Below are 21,239 nucleotides of genomic sequence, written 5' to 3'. Positions count from 1 at the left end.
TTTAATTAATCCTGTAGCATTACATATCAAACTGTTGAATTAAATAATGCACTGGGCTCACCTAAACAAACTTTTAGACTGCTTTTAAGGCGATGCCTAGCGTCCAATAATTGGGTTAAGCTAATGAAGCTCCCACAAACGGCAAATAAATTTGCCTTTATAAATTTAAGTACTTATGTTTGTATCGACAGTACACGCCACGCTACCCATCAGAACAGCGTCCCAGGGCGTGTCTTTTGCTTTAATAACCAATCATTATTCCTTTATGTACGATAAACAAGCCTTTACTATTGATGAACAGATAAGCAATTAAAGAAAAGAGGATTAATTATCAGTGCATCAGATAATGACATGACTGCGGGTAATACCACTGTTAAGGCACTGGCAATGGCTATAAAAAACAGAGGGATAAAACCGGGACTGATATTTCATTCCGACATGGGGATTCAATATGCATGTGATGAGTTTAAGCTTATGCTAAATAAAAACGGTATAAAACAGAGCATGAGACGTAAAGGTAACTGCTGGGATAACGCTGTAGCTGAAAGCTTTTTCAAAACACTGAAAACAGAATGCATATACCATCATAAATTTCCTAATAGGGAGCTTGCAAAGCTAGAGGTCTTCAGGTACATTGAAGGATTTTACCACGCCAAAAGCATACATTCTTCAATTGGATATAGAACGCCAAATGAAATAGAAATGTTCTACCGATCAAAACAGAAATTAGCAGCATAAAAAGTCTCCACTTTTAAGTTGCAATTCCACTCTGACTCGTGGAAATAATTAAATTTCCTGATTCTCCGTAAAGAAGCCTAATATTTTTAGTAAATTAGAGGGGTTAAGAAATCATAGAATGAATATATTCAGTTTTACAGCACATTTTGGCACAGAGGAAGATTGTCGTTTACATTTTAAGCATCTTCTAGATAAGGAAGCGACTATATGCTACAGGATATGGTTGAACTTGATGAGGGCTATTTCTCTGTCAGTAGCAAGGAAATAGAGCGAGGTAAAGGTACCCGTGGTCGAGGGGCCAAGGGGAAACAAAAAGTGGCGGTTATGGCCGAGAGTACAGTATTGGAGGTTACTGAAACAGGAAAACAGGACCGTCATGTTCGTTATTTCAAGGCCAAGGTGCTCTAGAGCCACCAAAGCGAAGGAGTAAATGAGCTGGTCAAGGAATGTATTTGTGATGATAGCATCGTATTGACGGATAAGAGCACCTCCTATGTGGATATATCGGACCTGGTAGAATTGCACGTAACTGAAAAGTCAGATGCCAAAATTACAAAGGAAACACTCAAATGGGTTCATATTGCAATAAGCAATGCAAAAAGGACACTATTGGGGAACTATCACAAAATCAAACGAAAATACCTGCAATTGTATCTCAACGAATTCATTTACAAGCTTGACAGGAGGCACTTTGGCGAGAAACTATTTGATAGACTGGTAATTGCTAATATTACTGGAGCTTAAACGGATAATCAGATTAAATTTTATTCGAACAACTTATTAAATATCTATTTGCTATTTTAACGCATTTTGTTTCAAAAAACCGATAACTCAAATAGCTAATGACAATAGATAATATAGCCGCAAGTAATATGAAAGAATACATAGGTAGTGAAATATGAAAGATATTTAATAATTTCTTAAAAAGCGAATATACAATGGGATGAAATAAATATATTCCATAACTTATCTCACCTAAAAAAAGGAGCGGTTTATGGATAAATACATTTGTATTCGCTTTCAACAGATATAGACTGGCTACAATAAGCCAACAAACTACAAAAAATACATACCTATTTCCTTTTATCACTAGGAGAACATCATTTCTCCCAGTAGGATAACAAACAAAAACGATCAATGAGATAATTAATACGGTCCACAGACCGGTTTTAGAAATACTTTTATTTATTGAAAATAACCTACCTATTGCGATACCAGAATAAAAGTAAATCAATTGATTCAGTGGATTCACATAATTTCTCCAAAATATTGTATCTTGGTTCATCGAATCCGGCAAAACATAAAAAGAAAAGTAGATGCTTATGAGTAAGATAAAGGCTCCGATACACCAAAATAACATATTCCTTTTTCTAGCCGCAACTAACAGAAAAGGGAAAAAAGCATAAAAAACTAACTCATTTCCTATTGACCATGCACCAGTAGCAAAATAGGTATCCCATTTAAAAAAGCCAAACAAACCTGACAAATTCAAAAAGACATCTAAATAATTTGGAGGGTTATCGCTGAATATAACTGATTTCAGAGAAACCAACCAAAGTAAAGGTAATATCCTAGCAATTCGCTTAATAAAAAATGCTTTTATAGTATTTTTTTTAAATGTGAAGCTTTCATTATATACATAGAATAATGTTAATCCACTTAATATATAAAAGATGGTCACTCCATAGTAGCCCATCCTCCTAATGAAAGATTCGCCATCAAACTCGACACCTTCAAAAATAAGATAATGATAAATTAGAATAAGCAATGCTGCCCCCCCCCTTAGATAGTCTAAGGTATAAACTCGTTGTTTCATAAAATAGTGAATTCACACCAAATGTAATAATATTATTAAAAAGAATATTAAAAACAACTAAAAAATTTCACTATCCAATTAAAGAAATGCCGTTTATATATAGTAACCTAAAGACCGGTTTCTTTAGCAATATCAGCAATAGGTAAACCCATTTTCTTAAACTCTAGTGCAATGGCAATAGCTTCCTCGCGCTTACCTTTTTCAATGCCTTTCTGAATTCCTTTTTTTTCAGCTTTATCTAATAAATATTCTTGAGTGCCCATAGTATCGCTCCTTCCTATTTTTGTTTCTATTTCTTTTTCAAACTAAGATAAATTGCCTACAAAAAGCAATTTATCGATCTCTCCTCTACCATCGAGAACTAATCTATTGAGGAAATATACCTAAAACTTCCTCATTATCAAAACTTACGTAGTAAGTTAGGAACCGTAAGGAGCTATGCCATTACAGCATCATTTCCTATTAAAAAAAATTCAACCAATGATAATCATATAACCCTTGTCGCGTATCCTTATCCATTTCTCTTTTCATCATCTCATCATAAAGATCATGTTTTATTTCCTTCAGTCCTTCATCGTTCACTTTCTTGTTTACTATAGCCAAAAGTGCCGTAAGGACAATCACAGAAAATGGGTTTCTATTTGATCGTAATTCCGATTCTTCCTGATTTAGGATCTTGTAACTGTTAAAATCGTACCGCAATGAAGTTCCCATAAACTCCTGGCTATATACCACAGGGCGATAACCTCTGTCTTCATCTGCCAAAATTGCAATAGCAGTAATTGGAACTTTGTAACGATCCCATATTCTATAAAAATAGCGAAACATACGCTCGGCCAAATCTCCCCCGCCTTTATTGCTCTGGATCTCTACATGGCAGAGTACAAACTGTTCGCTGCCATCCTTTAAGAAAACCTTTACAAGCTTGTCCACATAACGGGCTCCCTTGCCATTGCTTTCCGGAGGGAATAATTGCTCAAACTCTTGGTCAAGATAATCAAAGGGTCTGCTCAAATCAAAAACAGCATTTGCATCCGGAAAAATAAATCGTAGAAAATGCGAAAATGTTTGCTCCAAAATAGATTTCCACAAGGGATCATCTGTACGCCTTGATCTTGGACTCATAATTATTTATCAACTGGTTAACAGCACAAAAATAAGAAATAGCAATACAAAATACTAATTTAATTAGCGTTTTGTACAATAAAAGTGATAAATCAGACTGCAGATGATTTTTATGTTCATGAAGTTTTTTCAATTGCGAGATCTCAAAATAAGAAACTGATAGATGCATCTGAACAATATACAAATAACTATTTATGGATCCCATACGATCTCTTAACAACGAAAGAAGCGATTTAGACGCGATAGATGAGCGGATGTTTATTAGTGAGGGCGCTGAAAGCATGTCTACAAATTTGATGACCTTAACTTCCTAAAGCTCAATTCATCGATATTTTATGCTTATTGGTTAAAACTTCAATAATTTACTTATCCATAATTTTTTCTTTAGTTCTACTCATTACGATTTTTTAGGGTTCAAAATTATCGATGAACAACTATATGCCATAGTAAAACAACAATTTATCATAGCGAACGAAACAACTGATCTTCACTCGGTGCGCTCTTTCCTCGAATATAACTCTTTTCGCAATACAAGTAACAACGACTACATAAGCGATAACCTAGGTTTGATTTTTGAAGATCTTCATGACGATAATGTATTGACAAAGGATGGAATTCTCTATTTTATAGATACAGTTTTCTATATCAGTGAAAATTTTTTCGAATAACGTTCAAGTCTATTTTGTACAATACCCTGATAAAGTTGACAAGCAAGCTTTGACGGAAAAATGTCTCGAAGAGTTAATGGCAGTAATTTAGTATTTCACATCATAAAACCAAAGCTGAGCCAAATCTTCCAATGCTTTTACTGCAAAGGCGAACGTGTAGGAATGGATTAAGTTAAGACAGCTATTTTTAATTTTCAATTTCAACAAGCTGTTCCTATATCATTTTAGCTGGCCGAAATACACAAAATGCAATGAAGCGCATCAAACAGATGCTTCATTAATGGCGCTAGAACGCCATCGTTAGAAACAACCTTCAACTTTCGTAAAGATCTTGCATAGCTTCTGCCTTGAAGCGTTCAAAACGGCGAAGCCCTCTTGAGTTCCTTTAAAAACAAACACTAACGAAAAATCGAATGGGTGAGCATAAGATTACACTCTTCCCTTAATTTACTGATTTCCAAAACTTCAGAGATAACACCAAATTTTACAAAATCACATCTGTTTCTAGGATCTATTAATAAAGTCCTCAATTAGCCCAGCATCTTGAGGAATTATCTCTAAAGCTTCTCGTAGAAAATCTAATTTATTTCGCAGCGTTTGATCTATAAAAATTTTTTCTTCATAAATTTCCTTAAGCTTTTTGTAATAGATCTTTTGATTTGCTGTTAGTTGTTTAACATGATCGATATAAAATAATGGCTCCTGATTTTGCTCATTAAATGAATTCTTTATTAAAATATCTCCAAACTGAGATAGTTCAGTTTCATATGTTGATTCAATATCATCGATGTGGTATAACAAAACATCATTATGGATGTTTACGATTTCAGAAATATAGTTTTTAATAAAATCTTGTCCCAATTGTCTCTCATCGCCGCCAAACCAAGTAGGTTCTCTTTTCAATTTCCAAAATTTTCTTAAATACTCCTTATTTAATTCTTTAATTTTACCTGAAACATCAAGTGATAATATTTTACATAACTTTTTCAGCTTCTTTTCAGTTATTAATAAAGGTTGATATGGAATTACTACATTTGTTAGAGTCGAATAAAAATCATGAATCTTCCTATAAGTTAAATTGCAATTATCTATAATATTGTTAAAAACATACGTGGCCTCTACTTCGTTGTACAATAGTTCATTACTTTTCCTTAGAAAATCATACGTAAGTTTAATAAAGTCGCTTGTAAAAGAGTCTCCGAAATAGAAGGCAATAAAGTCTCCATAACGATAAAACATGTACTGATCCAAATATATCAAATGTCTTTTATTTTTCCCTGAGAGGTTCGAACCAAAATATTTATACCAACCTCTTCTAATAGCTTTATCATTGAAATCCAATGCCACTTGCTTATCAAAAAATAGAGATTCATATAAACGAGGTACGTGTTTCGAAAAAGTGTTCCACAACCCCATGAATGCATGTCTTAAAACCTCTTCCTTACCGAATGGTTTTACTTCCCCAATTCTTAGTTTTTTAGAAATACTACAGATGTTTAAGATTTTTATGTCACCTCCTATAGTTTTTGAAATTTCTCTCTTGAGCTCAACTTTTACCTCTTCACTAATCAAATCGGATTTAGTAAAAACAATAACAACATCAAGGTGATCCATCATATCTTTTATAAATGATATTTCAAATGGCTCAATCCTCTTATTATTAGCACCGAAACAATAATATAACGTATGCATACGTTCAAATACATCACTATTTTCACTAAATCTGTCGATTTGATCAGTCAGTTCTGCATAAAATTCATTGACTGTATCTGGCTCAACTCCTTTGGTATCGAACAAATGATATTCGATATTATTAGATTTAAAAATTTCCTTATTGAAATAATGCTGCGTTACAGGAGCCCCGTCTCCTGTCTCGAATAATGTATTATTGCCAATGATATAATTTAATAATGAGCTTTTCCCAACGCCCGATTTACCGGCGACTACAATATTTAACTTATGCATTATCCTTTTTACTCCTAAATTGTTCCATAAATATATCCAAATTATCCTCGGTTATTATATTCTTTATTATCTCCATATCAAATGAACCTTCAATAATTTGCATGAAAAGCTTTTCAGCTAACTTGGATAAAGCATACCCAAGTGAATACGTTAAACTTGAAGCTACTGTTGCATTAATCAGACCTCCAACAATAGTACCTGCACCTGGGATTAATTTATATAAACTACCCGCCAATGTCTTACCAACAATGGAAATAATTCTAGCTTTTAATATATTAAGTGCAATACCTCCAACTTCTTCTCGTATACCATATATACTAAAAATTTTTAGTGCAAGAACTGTTTGTAAGGCCAATAATGCTGCTGAATCAGCAACAGGAATAGGAGTAGCACCTATTCCAGCAGCAGTGGCAGCTGCCCCGATTATGTATTTTTCAGCTTGTTTAAATTTCACTTTTAAATCAACTTTCTGAGAAAGAATGAATGCTGCCTTTACATTCTCATCCGATATATTATTTGATGACCATTCAATTAATTTTTCAATATCTAATTTAAGATTCGGTAAATTACTAACTTGAAATGTATTAATTCTATTTTTACATTGAGATCTTATTACATCATTTAAGGATGACGCGGTACTACCGTTCTCATCATCTAAATCACATTGTGTAAACACGACCGCGGTAGGAATTTTTAATACATCTACTAAAAATTTAATATTTTCGATGTCAAATGGCAATACTCTAGATGATGAAACATTGATACAGTACCATGCTAAATGCACTTGTTCAGATACTTTTATGAATTTATCATCAACGTATTCTTTTAAATTGGTTTTGAATTCGGCGGAATTTTCCAATTCATACCCCTCACTATCGATAATATTTATAGGAAATTTATCTGACGAAAAAGTGTGAAAACCTCTAGTCTCTGGTTTAACATTTGATACTTTAGCTAGTTTTTCACCAAAGATTTGATTCAATAATGAACTTTTTCCCACACCTGTTTGACCTAATATAAGAATATTTGTATTCTTTATACTATTTACAAACTTTCGATATTCCATGTCAACTTGAGCCTTAATCTCTTCCGTATTAAAAATTTGTTCCATATCTATTTGATTTTTTATCCTTTTATTTATTCAAATCTTTAACCATTTGCGACACATAACCCTTGTGTCTGAACCAATTATGGGCCCAATTTGGAACCATAAAAATATAGCCTGAAGGATCTTCATGCGGCGCACAATCTAACTGATTTCCTATTGCGTATGCAGCCTCCTTTATAGATATATTACACTCTTCTGCGACCTCTTGATGAAGTAAATTATAAGTTACTTTACGTACCATATCAGCAGTCACACACTTATTAGCTACAGCGGGAGCCGCAAGAGCCTGATTTGCCAAAATTCTTTGCATTTGTTCAAAATTGGGAATTTCTACAACTGGGCCTACTCGAAGTGACCAAAAGCAATATGCTCCGTTTACCTTGAACATTTGAAAACCCAGCTTTAAATTTCGATCATTACAAGCTTTAGCTAGACCAGCTAAACGCACATTATCTATCCTCTTCAGCAATTCGTTTATAATAGGTTCCCTTCGCAATTTTCCATATGTATATCCTTCACGATTTATCCCTCTATTTCCTGACGGAATATCCTGATCACTCACATAACATAATTCAACATGGCGTATTTGGTCCACATTCGGATAATCTTTATTTAGCGCTATAAAATCTTGAAGAGTGCCTTCCATAAAATTCAGGTTATAACTTATCGTATACTTTATTTAACTCATCAAATATAAATAAAACCACATTTTTTCACATTAAAAAATTCAATAAATGGCATAACTTAATTTTTTTACACCAAATAATTTTCAAAAATATTAGGGAACCAATCACCACGACACCTCCTGTCCTAATCCCTGTGCATTTTTGCTTTCATAATAAAATAAGCTTTAAAAATAATATTTATGAAATCAATTGTAATCTTAGTCAAAGCCTTAACCAATGGCACTATAGGACTCGCTATTGGCTTGGCATTTGCCACCGCATTTTCGTGGAATAAATGGGTACTGGGTATCGTAGGCTATATCCTTGGCTGGCTCCTCTTGTCCAAAGGTTTTTGGGCGGGTATAAAAGAAGAAACACAGAGGCTTGAGAATGAAGCTGCCCTAAAGGACAATAATTCCAGCCAAAAAGAAAAGGAGGACAACAATGGATAAACGAAAAAATATAGCGCAATGGATTGCTGTCATTATCTGCCTTCTTCCATCACCCATCATTCTAACTGTCATGATGGGTATAGCGAACGCTATGAATATTTCTTTCTTTGTGGCATTGCCTCTACTTGGTATAGCAGGCTTAATTGTCCTGTGGCTTACCTGTTCGGTTTTACACAAGATTATTTACTTCATCATTAAATAAACATTATCATGAGAGGAGTTGTTACAGCCGTTATCTTCCTGCTAATTTTAAGCGGAGCGAGCTCATTTTTATTAATAATTGGTGTCCAGCTGATCGTGGAGATAGAACCGACTATGCAGCCTGGCACTAACTTACAATGGTATACATGGGTGATTCTTTCAGTATTCGTCATATTGAGCTTAAAGGTCATTCTAAAATTGAGCCGTTGGGTCAGTCATAGTTTATGCGATGCTTTATCCAGAAAATCGGAATAAAGAGTAAGAGAACGACACATAATGTCACAGTCTATTCTTAACTTGCTAAAATATCTTTCAGAAATAAAACAGTGCAACATGTCAAAAAGAGAAGCTATAGCAAGATACAACCTTATCATCAAGAAACTACGAAAGCGTCCGGCTAATTTTACCGAGATAGCGGACTATTTGGCTTTAGAGTCGGAGTTACAGGAATATGATTTTAATATATCTATGCGTACATTTCAGCGGGATAGAAAAGATATATTCTCCATTTATAATATCGATATCCAATACGATTTTATACGAAAGGTCTATTACATTGACCAAGAAGAACAACCGGAGTTGAACGAACGGATATTGGAAGCTTTCGACACGTTCAATGCCTTGAACCTCACGGACAGATTATCGAATTATATCCACTTTGAAAAGCGAAAACCACAGGGTACGGAGCATCTTTATGGCTTGTTGCATGCCATTAAAAACCAGTTGCAGATCAAGTTTGTCTATCAAAAATATTGGGAAGACGGATTAACTGACCGTCATGTTGAGCCCTTTGCTTTGAAGGAATTTAAAAACAGATGGTACTTGTTGGCAAAAGACCTCAAAAACGAACAGATCAAAAGTTTTGCACTGGACCGGCTGAAGGAATTGGAGATATTGAAAAAGAGATTTGAATCTCCGAAAAATTTTGATGTAAATGAGCATTATAGACACTGCTTCGGTATCATCAGCCAAAATAGTGACAAGCCGGAGGATGTTATCTTATCGTTCAATCCTTTTCAAGGGAAATATATTAAATCATTACCTCTACACGAATCGCAAGTACTGCTTATTGATAGTGATGAAGAAGTGCGTGTGAGGCTGAAACTATTCCTCACCCACGATTTCTTTATGGAATTGTTATCTTTTGGGAATGACATGAGAGTCATTGCGCCCAATAGTTTAATTGATGAATTAAAATCAACTGCTAAGAATATTCTAACCATGTATGAAGAATAGGAATCGCCTCACTATCTAGTTTAAGCGTAAGATTAAAAATACCCAGTTGTTTTCTCTAAAGAATGGTTATATCAAAAATGAGTATCATGCGACTAAAATAAATACCCATGCATATAATAACTTTCAGTTATTATAACTATCTTTAAAATTATATAAAGCTTAATAATCACACAGCTTGTTTACTCAAATCGCAAAAAACATGCAATTTAAAATGACTTTACGACCACTACTTTTTGTCTGCGCACTAAGCCTGTTGTTCAGCTCTTGTCAAAAGGACGACCATCATGAGCCGAAGGGTCGTATCGATATTGAAACGAAAGATGCTACCTGGACGAAATTGAGTATCCCGGGACAGCTCAGAGGGACATCGGCTATTTACGGCAATATCGACGATACCTTGGTTGTGGCGACAATGTACAAGATTTATATGACTACGGATAAAGGGGCTTCATGGCAGATGGTCCGCGATGAAGGACTTGCCATACCTAGCTTCAGTATGTATCAGGGAGAACTGATGGCTTTAAGTAATTTCCAAGACCATTCGACAAGTCCGACTTTATTCTCGTTGGACCAGGGTAAAAATTGGAGCAGAAAGGGCAAATACGGCTATGAAGTCTATGATAAAGTACGGGTCAATCGAAAAGAAACAAAGATCAGTGAAAAGGAATCTTACAAAATCGTCCCGCAGCCGAAAGAAATCATCGACAAAGAATATGGACGCCCGTTAATGCAGCCCGACAAATTAGTAAGGGTTACTGATAAAGGTGAACAGCTGCTTGATTTTCCTTTCCGCCGACAACTGAACTATATTTACCACGATAAGAAAAACCGACTTTATATTGGCGCTGAAGGAACTCGTTTTGAGTGGTCTGTTAAAGGCAATGAGCGAACTTATCCGACTTCCACAGATACAGCGATCATTTACATCAGCAAACTGCCTATTAACGGACAATAACGAAACAGCACCTAATTATTTGGAAAGAACAAGCGAATAATCGTCCCCTTACCCAGCTTACTAGAGAGATTAACGTTACCGTCCAGACGTTCCATCAACTCTTTAACTAAGGAAAGCCCTATGCCCGATCCCTTTGCTTCAAGCGCATTGGTTCCGCGCTCATGGGCTTTAAAAATGACATCCAGGTCTTCATCTGGAATGCCGATCCCATTATCTTCCAAATAGTAAACAATGCCTTTGCTTGTCTTTTCACTATAGATCGCAAGATAATCCTGCTGGGTATTTTTAGCATATTTCATCGCATTGGAGATCAGATTAAAAAAAATCTGATAAGCGACACCACAGTCTGTATACAGCTTGTAAAGATTTCCCAATCTAAACTCCAACTGTGATGCTGGATAAATAAGTTTTATTTCAGCGATCCATTCAGCGATCTTTTTATCCATTTCTAAGCATTCCATTACCGGATTGGCAGCCCTTATTTTATTTAGCTGCAGGGTTTGGTTAATAATAGACTGAATATTCTCTATGGCAGCTTGCATATGATCAAACCAGTTTTGCTGAACACCTTCAGGCATACTTATATTTTTACGTAGCATTTCATTTCCCATCCTCAGGATAGATAACGGATTTTTTAAATCATGGGAAAGTGTATTGGACAATAGATCAAGCTTTCTATTGAAAGATATTTGCTCTTTTTGGCTTTCAGTTTTATCATAGGCAAGTTTTCGTTCCGTCACATCCCATGAGGTATGTAAAATGACATAGGTATTTCCCTCTTCGTCCAATAATGCTTGGTATTCGAAATCAAAGTACCGTTTCATAATATTTCTCCCTGACACGATATCTGCTGGAGTATCCTTGGCACGATAGGTAATCCCTGTCTTCCAGACATTTTTCAAAATAGATGAAAACCCCTCCTTTTCAAAACTGGGAAAACAGGCACAAAAAGTATGTCCTAAAATTGAGCTGCTTGCACACCAAGTATCCAGCATTGCCTGGTTGGCAAAGGCAATATTGAGATCTGGACTATCATAAATAGCCGTGGCTAAAGGTGACCGTTTTAGAACTGACAACAAAAAGTGCTCATCAAAAGGCATACAGAAAGAAATTTAGTAATCGTCAATCTAAAAATATAGGAAAACTCTTAAGAAATTGCAACAGAAATGATGCCATTCTTTATATCCTTTTTTCGTATCTTAACTTTAAAAAAGTTTAAAATGAATAAACTAGGGAAAAAAATCAGGTTACTTAGGTACCAAAAAGGCTGGAGCCAACAGGATGTGGCAAAGAAATTGGATATCAGTTCCCGCATTTTCAAAAATGGAAACAGGCATTACTGATCTAAATCTCTCGAGATTAATCCAGATCGCCAAGTTATTTAATTTTACAGCGGTGCAGCTTTTATCTTTTTCTGAAACAGATCACGTAAATGATTATGTTGACGGAATAACTTTAATTCAGCAAAAGCTGAAAGAACGGGAAGAGGAAATAATCCAACTTCAGAAAAAAATTATCGATCTTTATGAACTGTTGCACAAAGATTAAAACTTTTAAAATTTAACCGAAATACTGAGCCGAATAAGGTGCAAATAGATAATTGATTTAAAGAGTGTTTCTTTAGAAAGAAAGCCATCCCCTTTTGGAAATGGCTTTAATAAATATTTTAAGCTTAAAAATTCCGTGATTACAGTTTTTCAATTTCTTCAATAGAAAGTCCAGTAATATCACGGATATCCTCTATTTTAAAACCTTTCCTCAACATCTTCCGAGCAGATTCAATAGCTTTTTTACGTTCACCTTCAGCAAGACCTTTAGCGAGACCTTTAGCGAGACCTTTAGCTTCTCCGGACCTCACAGCCGAATTAAAAACGCTTTCAGCATCTCGTTTATGTTTTAGACTTGATTCATATGACATGCGATCTTCCTCCGTTAATTTACCTATTTCTCCTACTTCAAAGATAAGACCAAATATCCTTTTATCCAAAAAAGATGGCAACTTATCCATGGTACTCAAGTGTTTAAGCACATATAGCCACTGATCCATTACAGTACGCAATTCTGTCGGCGTCTTATTGAAGAGCGGTAATGAAACCAATTTGTACCCTAACTTATCATAAAAAATTTCATGCGTATCCTTATCACACAATGCAACATCATAGAAATAGGGGCGTTCGGTATTACGCATTGGAAGGACCTTATCGTCTCCATGGAGCTTAAATTCTAAAACACCAATAAAGTAAACCTCTGGTAGACAGTAATCATTTCCTTTCTTTCCCCTTGACAATTGTTTATTAATCAATCGTGAAGTATAATAAACAGCTCGATCTTTAAAAAATTCTTGAAATAATTGCTGCATTTCAATAACAAATAGCTCGCCATCACTTCCGATACAATGTAAATCGAAGACCACCCGACGCATATCTTCCTGATCACCATCATATTCTACGGATTTGTAGAATAAATCGGCAATTACTTTCTCTCCTTCAAATAAGCTATTGAGGAATTCAATCAAGAGAATTTTATTTTCTTCCCGCCCAAAATAAAGCTTCCAACCAAAGTCGGTATTGGGATCAACATATTTCCCGATATATTTAAACTTTGCCATAATTATTAAGTTACTGGTTATTAGCACAAATATAAATAAAACTAAAATTATTAGCAAACAAAACAAGAAAAAGGACATCGTACAATCTGACCACCTCCACAAATCGTCTCAAAATATCCTCATATTGTCTCAAGCAGCAGTACCTATACTGCTAATGCTGTAAATTTAGTGTTCATATCACACCAATTATATGCAGTATCTTGAATTTGAATATATCCATTTTTTCTGGAGCCGACAGCTGGCCTTGAATACACCCAAAAAAGCCTGTCAAGCCTTTCCATCGTAAACAACCAATATCCTTTAATAAACATTAGCACATGAATTTTAAAATCAACAGTTTTAAAGTGGCTACTAAATTATTGCTATTCAGCAGCAGTTTTTTTGCTGGAGCCGCTTATGCCCTACCCCATGCACCTTATGTGCAGGAGGTCCAAACAACAGTAAAGGGCAGTGTTAAGGACCAACAGGGCAATCCCCTAGCCGGAGCAACGGTGTCTGTAAAGGGAAGCAACCTCAGCACCTCCACCGACGCCAATGGTACATTCACACTGACCAACGTGGAGCGAAATGCTGTCCTCGTCGTTCGAATGATCGGCTTTAGCCCTAGGGAAATCACGTATACGGATGGCTCCAATTTGAATGTGCAACTGGTATCTGACACGCAGCAGCTCGATGAGGCTGTCGTCGTCGGTTATGGCTCCCTTGACAAGAAAGAATTGACCAGTGCCGTTTCGAGCATCAAACAGAAAGACATGGTCGCGGGTGCCGTCTCTCCACTTTTGGCGATCCAAGGAAAAGTTCCGGGACTCAGTGTCATCTCCACCAATGGAACCGATCCTAATGCGGGTATCTCCTTGCAATTGCGCGGTGTCAATTCAGTAAACGCCTCACAGGGACCCCTCGTAGTTATTGACGGCGTTCCCGGTGGCGATATCAATTCCGTAGCGAAAGAAGATATCGAATCCATTAACGTACTACGGGACGCCTCCGCTGCCGCGATCTATGGAACGCGTGCCTCTGGCGGTGTTATCCTGATCACCACAAAACGACCACAGGTTGGAAAGGCACAGGTAAATTTTACCTCCGAATACTTTGTCGAATCCATCCGAAAACGGCCAAAGGTCTTATCGGCAGAGAAATTTGTCGAATATGGCCTCGGTGAAGATCTGGGACATCGCACCGACTGGTATGATGAGGTTACCAACAATAATCCATTTAGCCATCGACAGGTCGCAAACATCAGCGGCGGTTCAGAAAATGCCAATGTCTATACCACCTTTACCAAACGCGACGCCAAAGGAATGGCGATCACCTCCAAGCGGGATGAAATCGGCGGACGGATCAATAGTGCCTTCAAATTTTTCGATGGTTTTGCGGAGTTGAATACCAATGTAAGCTACAACCAAGTGAAAGCGTATGGCTCCAATGGCGACATCTTCAACAACAATGACATTTTTAACATGGCCCTGGTGATGAATCCTACGGAAACACCTTATGATGCCAATGATGTCAGTGGATATAATGTACTGGAAGGTGGTTATGATACCTGGAATCCTGTGGCTGAAGCCCGCCTGCGCAGCGATGAAAAGCAATTCAAATACCTTTTGGCCAATGCGACCTTAAAGTTAAACCTCACGGAACATCTGACCACAAGCGCAACCATCGGGATAAAGAACAACAGCGAACATGGTAACTATTACCGATCGGCACAACATCGCATTTCGCGGGAGAATAATGTGGACGGATTCGCCAAACAATATTATAGCCGATTCAATGACCGCGTCTTCGAATGGACCGCCAACTATACAAACCGCTGGGCCTCTCATTCCCTGAATGCTGTGGCAGGTTATAGTTACCAGGATTTTAATGGGCAAGGATTTTCGGCCGAAAACTCCAATTTCCCCGTTGATGGTATTGGCGAAAACGATATGGGTACAGGAACTTATTTACCTGACGGACGTGCAGGCATTGGCTCCTGGAAAAACCCCTGGGTGAAGCTTGCCGCTTTTTTCGGACGTGTAAACTACTCGTATATGGACCGCTATATCCTGACCGCAACGGCACGTTACGAAGGTTCCAGCAAATTTGCGCCTAAAAACAGATGGGGATTCTTTCCGGGACTTTCCGCAGGCTGGCGTGTTTCCCAGGAATCCTTCTTACGAGATGTCAAATTTATCAATGACCTTAAATTACGTGCGGGCTACGGAGAAACGGGCAATGAAGGCTTTGATGCAAAAGTTGCCACGCGGATGTATAGTGCCGACACCTGGTTTTTGCAGGATGGCAAATGGTTCAGAACCTACGGCGTGATGCACAACCAAAATCCAAATATCAAATGGGAGGTCAAAAAGGAATACAACCTCGGTTTAGATTTCACCGTACTGAACAACCGTTTAAGCGGTCGTTTTGATATCTACAAACGCAAGATCGACGATCTGATTTATGACATCAGCGTCTCACAACCACCGGCGATCCACGATAAAACCACTATGAATGTGGGTAGCATGCAAAATACCGGATATGAATTTGAACTGAACTTTAAAGCCGTGGACAATGATCATTTCAGTTATACCACCAGCATTGTCGCCTCGCATAACAAAAGCAGGCTCAATACCTTATGGGGCAGTCAGACCTTTACCGACCGGAAAGACTTCCCGGCACCTGGTTCGCCAGGCTCGGCGGTTAGGTTGTACCCAGGGCAGGATATTGGCCAGTTTTTCCTCTGGAAATTTGCCGGCTTTACAGATGACGGCTATTGGAAGCTTTATGACAAGGATGGAAATGCCTTTGATGTGCGCGACCGCAACAAGACCGTGGGCGACAAGTCTTTTGTCGGCAATGCGATCCCGACCTTACAACTCTCCTGGAACAACCAATTTACCTATAAAAACTGGGATGCAAGTATCTATATGCGTAGCTGGATCGGCCACGATGTGTTTAATATGATCAATATGTACTATAGCCTGCCCAATGTAAAAGGACAGAATGTATTGGAAGAGGCCTACGACAAACATAAAAATATCAAGGGTGAAAAAGAGTTGAGCGATTACTGGCTGGAAAAAGGCACTTTTCTGAAGGTTGACGCGCTGAATATCGGTTATCGTTTTAGCCAAAATTGGATCAAACCACTGAAATCACTGCGTGTCTATGCCACTGCACGCGACCTTTTTGTATTTACAAACTACAGTGGCCTGGATCCCGAAGTCAATATCAATGGCCTCGAACCGGGATTTGAAGAGCGCAATGTCTATCCAAAGACAAGGACCTTTATGATGGGATTACAAGTAAACTTTTAAAGCGAGCAAACATGAAAAAATACATTTCCATAGCAACATTATCCGTAGCATTATTGCTATCAGGATGCACCAAATTGGATCAGGAATTTTATAGTTCGGTCACGCCGGACACCTTTTTCAAAAGCGAGAAAGACATCAAGGCGGCCTTGTTTAGACCATTTACCCATGCCAAATGGTATATGGGCGAAGACCGTTGGCGCCTTCAGGAATATACGGCAGACAATTTTGCCATTACCACCAAGGGACGCCACTGGTATAATGGTGGCGAGAATGAGCGCTATCATTACCACCGTTGGACGGCGGATGACAATTGGATTTGGGGAAGCTGGCGCGGAACGCTGATGGGGGTTGCCCTCGCACTGGATACAAAAAGTGACCTCAGCAAATTGGACTACGGCAAATTTGCCCTGAGCGACGAGCGGAAAGCAGCAGATCTTGCACAATTAGATGCCTTGATCGCCTACTTTTATCTACGTGGATTAGATTATTTTGGGGGTATGCCTATTTTCGAATCCCTAGACCAAGAGTCCCTACCGCGCAATAGCGATCAGGAACTTTTTGCCCATATCGAAAAGCTACTTAAAGCTGCTATTGAAAATCTTCCGGCAAAGAAGGCCGGGGACAAGGAAGAAGGCGCGATCCGAAAAGGTGCCGCTGCAGCCATGCTGGCACAGCTCTACTTCAATGCAGAGGCCTATATCGGTAAAGCGATGTATGCTGAAAGCCAAAAATTGGCACAGGATATTGTCAATAAGGTTTATGGCGATTATGCCCTAGATACCAAATGGAACGGCGTACATGGGTTTAAAAACAATGAATCGCCCGAGATTATTTGGTCTATGCCATCCGAATTCAAGATGCTAGAGTACAATTGGTTTTATGCCGACTTCTATCATTACAACACGAAACAGTTCTTTGCACAGGACATGGGCGGCAACAATGGAGCCCACCTGACGCCGTCGAAGAAACCCAATGGCTCACTTTATACCGCAGACTTTAAGCTAGGTTCACCTTTTGAAACCTTCGACCAAGGCGATCTACGCAAAGCGTCTTACCTTTATCACGGCTCGGACCAATATGAAGGCATGTTTATCGTTGGTCCCCATAAAACACCGAGCGGCGAGGCTATTCTTGGCGGTGAAGAATATAAGGACAAGCCCTTGAACTTTGTCGACCAGGTCGGCCGCTTTTCAGAAGTTGGGCCAGGGAAAAAATACAGTTCCATCGACCAGCTACCTTCTAAAATGTCTGAAGGAGAGGAAAACACAGGGGTACGCCTGGTGAAGGTACCGATCCCGAATCTCGCCAATAATACCTTACGCTGGGGAGCTGATATGCCGATTATCCGATTGGCAGAGGTTTACTATATGCTTGCCGAATGTGATTATAGATTAGGAAATAAGGAAAAAGCTGCGGAACTGTTCAATACCGTCCGGAAACGGAACTTTACCAATGCTGCCGATCCTAATCCCGTGACTAGCGCCAATATGGACAAGTACCGTATTTTGGATGAATGGAGTATTGAGTTTTTAGGGGAAGGTCGACGACGTACCGATCTGATCCGTTGGAAGGCTTTCACGACAGAAAAGTGGTGGGATCATAATCCAAGTACTTCCACGTATCTGAATCGTTTTCCGGTACCCAACCAGGCTATTGCCGGTAATAGCAGCCTAGCACAGAATCCGGGATATTAAAATTGAAAACGACCGTTTATTTAAAGGAGTGGTCTTTAATTTAATTTTTAAATGTACCTTTGAAAAAATTTAGGTATATTTTGAACATGCAAAGGGTTGGGAACTTCGTTTCCAACCTTTATTTATATATTTCTTTTGGATCGAGCAATTAAAACCTAATCTCTCCGTAGCCGCTTCGCCCATTGTATTTAGAAAATTAATACAGCTTAGATAGTACATATATTAGATTAGTATAACAATTAAAGATCGAAGATACTTCTATTTGCTCCTGAAATTTGGTATTCGGGCAATTTTGGCTTTCATGATGAGCGGTTCGAAGATGGAAAGATCATCAATGCCATATCCTCAGACAGTGATTAACTATATAAAAGACTTCCCAAATAGGGAAGCCTTTTTATAATAAAGTTATAATTTCTTTTCAGCAGGAGTACTGTTTTCATTCTTTTGGAGCTGAGATTGACTCCCTTCAAGCTCTTCGGCCTTAACCCCTTTTGGATTGCTCCATAATTTTTTCTTATAAGCATCCAGCTTCTCCTCGACTTTCTTTCCATCAAGCTGCTGCCCACCATTTTCGGTATCTTTTAGATTCTGTAACATCCCTGGAGAGGATTCGCGAACAATTGTACTTGCAAACTTGTTCTGTACAAAAAAGTCATCCATGCTCATTTCATACAGCCCTTTGTCCGGATCGGAGATATCGACCTGAACCAAGGCATAACGTAACTGTGGAAAGTAAAGCCAAAAAGCTGGTGTAGCACCTACCGACTCTGCCAGTTCAGCCGAAGTTGTTATATTCATCAAGGGTGCCACGCCAATAATGCGCGTCTCCAAGCGACTGCGCTGTTTATCAAAAAAGATATCCTCTTTTACCCGGAATTTGGTAACGCGAGCAGGATCAAATTCATTCAGTGCCATTTTGGAATCAATTTGATTTCCTTCGCCGTCAAAAATTGGGACGAGGACACTATCCGCAAATCGTGCCATTCCTTCCTGAGCACTTAATCTTCCTTTAAAAGAATCGTCATCTGGACTATACAGCGATAGTTTTCCTTTTTCGATCGCCTTCATGACGACCTCAATCAAAGAATTACCTGGAACAGCCAGAATCGCATTCTTTTCATCCTTTAGATCAATATCGCGCCATACGCGCTTATAAAAACGGATATTCTTTTTATTTACCTCAGGAAAGGCGAATGGAACAGCATCTTCCATATTATTAGCCTGATAAAATCCATCCGAAGTAGGAATAGTGTCTTGAATAATATCCTGAGAAACAGCTGCATTTACTGTATCAGGAATTGTGTTCTCCTGAGCTGTCACAGTTCCAATGCATAAGCCCAACAAAACTGTGGTTAATATTTTTATGTTCATCACTTTCAATTTATGGTGATCAAAGAATTAGTATTTACGTGTTTTACTTTGTACAGTAGGCATTTCAAATGCTGACATAACACAACGAAAACCAATATAGGAATGCGGTTCATAGTCAACTGAATAATTTCTTGTTTCGCTATTCAGCTGCTCACCATTGTCTTTCCAAGACCCTCCACGCACAACCTTACGCTTCAATGCATCACCGTCCTTGTTATCCGCATCGTAAAGCAAAGCAGGATTCAAGTCATTCACAAATACGACAGCAGATGGGCTATAAGCATCCAATGTCCACTCAGCCACATTACCGGCCATATTATATACACCAAAGGCATTCGGCATATACGACTTGACTGGTAAAGTAAAGGTTGCACCATCTCGTGAATAAGTTCCTTCTCCCTGTTTAAAATTGACAGCCAACTTCTTTTTACCTTCTGTCCCATCAATTGTCATACGAGAACCAGCAATGGTATCCTGCGGATCCAATTTACCAGAAGCCGCATACTGCCATTGTGCTTCGGTTGGTAGACTCAGACTCAATTGGTAGCCGTTCAGGTACGAATTCTTTAGCACCGTTGCGGCCATTTCATTTGCGCGCCAATCCGTAAAAGCACGAGCCTGTCTCCATGTAACACCAACAACAGGATAATAATCAAAAGAAGGATGCGTAAAATAATTCGCATCCAGCGAAGCTAACTGTGCATTTGGAAAATCTTTAGTCCAAATATCTTCCACAGGCATCACCGCAACCGTATCGGTTACGTACTTCTTTTTCATATTTCCTTTCGATTGCAAATAAGAAAAACGATATCTGATCACTTCTGGATTAAGTGCACGTCTATTGCCATGCATTTCGAGCATAGGAGCGATCCGTTCTTGAATACTCGGATCATTACTTTTCCAAAGTGGTGAAACCTTTTTGACTTTTGCCCAATTGATACGTTTTTGACCGACCTCTTCTCCAGCAATATCCAGAAAATAGCTCTCATCTTGAAGGTAATCCGTTACCGCTACAGAATCAGCCACCCAATTTACAAATTCGCGATATTGCTTATTTGTCACTTCAGCTTCATCAATAAAGAAGGCACTTACACTAACATTTTTACCGACATTCCCACTATCTAAAGAACCCTTAAAAAGGATCGTGCCTGATGGAATATAGACCATACCGGGAGGCGGAGGTAATTTGCCACCTTTAAATGCATTTACCTTTGGTGCCTTATACATAGCAGAATTTGAATTACAGGCCGAGAAGCCGATCAAAGTAGCGAAAGCAAACAGCCCCAAGAGCCTGCTATCCAGCTTTGCTTTAAATATATTTTTCATGCGTTATGTTTTTCG

General features: G+C 38.3%; 16 protein-coding genes and 3 pseudogenes. 9 read left to right on the top strand and 10 right to left on the bottom strand.

The features are described from left to right. Positions 1–351 precede the first annotated feature (351 nt). Together B4N43_RS16355 and B4N43_RS16350 are read left to right on the top strand one after the other, a co-directional pair. A complete protein-coding gene (locus tag B4N43_RS16355; protein WP_286735629.1) occupies positions 352–738 on the top strand; it encodes an integrase core domain-containing protein in 387 nt (128 codons plus the stop codon). A 204-nt stretch (positions 739–942) separates the two neighbouring features. Further along, a pseudogene (locus B4N43_RS16350) lies at positions 943–1,482 on the top strand (IS1595 family transposase); the annotation flags it as partial. A 13-nt stretch (positions 1,483–1,495) separates the two neighbouring features. Here the strand turns inward: B4N43_RS16350 and B4N43_RS16345 are convergent. The 3 genes from B4N43_RS16345 to B4N43_RS16335 all read right to left on the bottom strand — a co-directional run bounded on the left by B4N43_RS16345 (position 1,496) and on the right by B4N43_RS16335 (position 3,679). Beyond that, positions 1,496–2,554 (bottom strand): acyltransferase family protein, encoded by a 1,059-nt coding sequence (locus tag B4N43_RS16345; RefSeq protein WP_286735628.1) that lies wholly within the window; start codon positions 2,552–2,554, stop codon positions 1,496–1,498. Between the two features lie 107 nt (positions 2,555–2,661). Then, positions 2,662–2,817: a hypothetical protein gene (locus B4N43_RS16340; protein ID WP_286735627.1), complete on the bottom strand. Its 156-nt coding sequence runs from the start codon at positions 2,815–2,817 to the stop codon at positions 2,662–2,664. A 199-nt stretch (positions 2,818–3,016) separates the two neighbouring features. Next, positions 3,017–3,679, bottom strand: a complete 663-nt coding sequence (locus B4N43_RS16335; RefSeq protein WP_286735626.1) for a hypothetical protein — start codon at positions 3,677–3,679, stop codon at positions 3,017–3,019. 365 nt (positions 3,680–4,044) lie between these two features. Here B4N43_RS16335 and B4N43_RS25530 point away from each other — a divergent pair. Continuing rightward, positions 4,045–4,347: pseudogene (locus B4N43_RS25530) on the top strand (hypothetical protein); the annotation flags it as partial. 504 nt (positions 4,348–4,851) lie between these two features. On the opposite strand, the gene B4N43_RS16330 reads toward B4N43_RS25530, so the two are convergent. The 3 genes from B4N43_RS16330 to B4N43_RS16320 are packed head-to-tail and all read right to left on the bottom strand — an operon-like array spanning position 4,852 to position 8,066. Next, the gene (locus tag B4N43_RS16330; protein WP_286735625.1) at positions 4,852–6,312 is read right to left on the bottom strand and encodes a GTPase domain-containing protein; all 1,461 of its coding nucleotides are present in this window, start codon (positions 6,310–6,312) and stop codon (positions 4,852–4,854) included. Continuing rightward, positions 6,305–7,423, bottom strand: coding sequence for a GTPase (locus tag B4N43_RS16325; protein WP_286735624.1), 1,119 nt, complete (start codon positions 7,421–7,423; stop codon positions 6,305–6,307). The genes B4N43_RS16330 and B4N43_RS16325 overlap by 8 nt, the downstream gene beginning before the upstream one ends. Positions 7,424–7,445: 22 nt before the next feature. Next, entirely contained in the window at positions 7,446–8,066 is a 621-nt protein-coding gene (locus tag B4N43_RS16320) for a hypothetical protein (RefSeq protein WP_286735623.1), read from the bottom strand. A gap of 219 nt (positions 8,067–8,285) precedes the next feature. Here B4N43_RS16320 and B4N43_RS16315 point away from each other — a divergent pair, with 219 nt between their 5' ends. The 3 genes from B4N43_RS16315 to B4N43_RS16305 all read left to right on the top strand — a co-directional run bounded on the left by B4N43_RS16315 (position 8,286) and on the right by B4N43_RS16305 (position 10,929). Next, positions 8,286–8,537 carry a hypothetical protein gene (locus B4N43_RS16315; protein ID WP_286735622.1) on the top strand — a complete coding sequence of 84 codons (252 nt, stop codon included), beginning with the start codon at positions 8,286–8,288 and terminating at the stop codon, positions 8,535–8,537. 534 nt (positions 8,538–9,071) lie between these two features. Continuing rightward, positions 9,072–9,974 (top strand): helix-turn-helix transcriptional regulator, encoded by a 903-nt coding sequence (locus tag B4N43_RS16310; protein WP_286735621.1) that lies wholly within the window; start codon positions 9,072–9,074, stop codon positions 9,972–9,974. A gap of 211 nt (positions 9,975–10,185) precedes the next feature. Next, positions 10,186–10,929: a hypothetical protein gene (locus B4N43_RS16305; RefSeq protein WP_286735620.1), complete on the top strand. Its 744-nt coding sequence runs from the start codon at positions 10,186–10,188 to the stop codon at positions 10,927–10,929. Positions 10,930–10,940: 11 nt separating this feature from the next. Here the strand turns inward: B4N43_RS16305 and B4N43_RS16300 are convergent, their stop codons facing one another. After that, positions 10,941–12,029, bottom strand: a complete 1,089-nt coding sequence (locus B4N43_RS16300; protein WP_286735619.1) for a PAS domain-containing sensor histidine kinase — start codon at positions 12,027–12,029, stop codon at positions 10,941–10,943. A 120-nt stretch (positions 12,030–12,149) separates the two neighbouring features. Between B4N43_RS16300 and B4N43_RS16295 the strand changes: the two are divergent. Beyond that, positions 12,150–12,477, top strand: a pseudogene (locus B4N43_RS16295) (helix-turn-helix domain-containing protein). Between the two features lie 139 nt (positions 12,478–12,616). On the opposite strand, the gene B4N43_RS16290 reads toward B4N43_RS16295, so the two are convergent. Continuing rightward, positions 12,617–13,537: an Rpn family recombination-promoting nuclease/putative transposase gene (locus B4N43_RS16290; RefSeq protein WP_286735618.1), complete on the bottom strand. Its 921-nt coding sequence runs from the start codon at positions 13,535–13,537 to the stop codon at positions 12,617–12,619. 317 nt (positions 13,538–13,854) lie between these two features. Between B4N43_RS16290 and B4N43_RS16285 the strand changes: the two genes are divergently transcribed. After that, positions 13,855–16,833 (top strand): SusC/RagA family TonB-linked outer membrane protein, encoded by a 2,979-nt coding sequence (locus tag B4N43_RS16285; RefSeq protein ID WP_286735617.1) that lies wholly within the window; start codon positions 13,855–13,857, stop codon positions 16,831–16,833. 11 nt (positions 16,834–16,844) lie between these two features. Continuing rightward, complete coding sequence (locus B4N43_RS16280; protein ID WP_286735616.1) at positions 16,845–18,527, top strand: RagB/SusD family nutrient uptake outer membrane protein; 1,683 nt, start codon at positions 16,845–16,847, stop codon at positions 18,525–18,527. Between the two features lie 405 nt (positions 18,528–18,932). On the opposite strand, the gene gldN is transcribed toward B4N43_RS16280, so the two are convergent. Together gldN and B4N43_RS16270 are read right to left on the bottom strand one after the other, a co-directional pair. Next, entirely contained in the window at positions 18,933–19,898 is a 966-nt protein-coding gene (gldN, locus tag B4N43_RS16275) for a gliding motility protein GldN (protein ID WP_286735615.1), read from the bottom strand. A 27-nt stretch (positions 19,899–19,925) separates the two neighbouring features. Then, entirely contained in the window at positions 19,926–21,224 is a 1,299-nt protein-coding gene (locus B4N43_RS16270) for an SUMF1/EgtB/PvdO family nonheme iron enzyme (protein ID WP_286735614.1), read from the bottom strand. Positions 21,225–21,239: the final 15 nt, after the last annotated feature.

The organism is Sphingobacterium sp. UBA1897, assembly GCF_002337775.1.
Taxonomy (GTDB): Bacteria; Bacteroidota; Bacteroidia; order Sphingobacteriales; family Sphingobacteriaceae; genus Sphingobacterium; species Sphingobacterium siyangense.
Note: the sequence above shows the minus strand (reverse complement) of the source record. Positions and strands in the feature narration are given on the sequence as shown.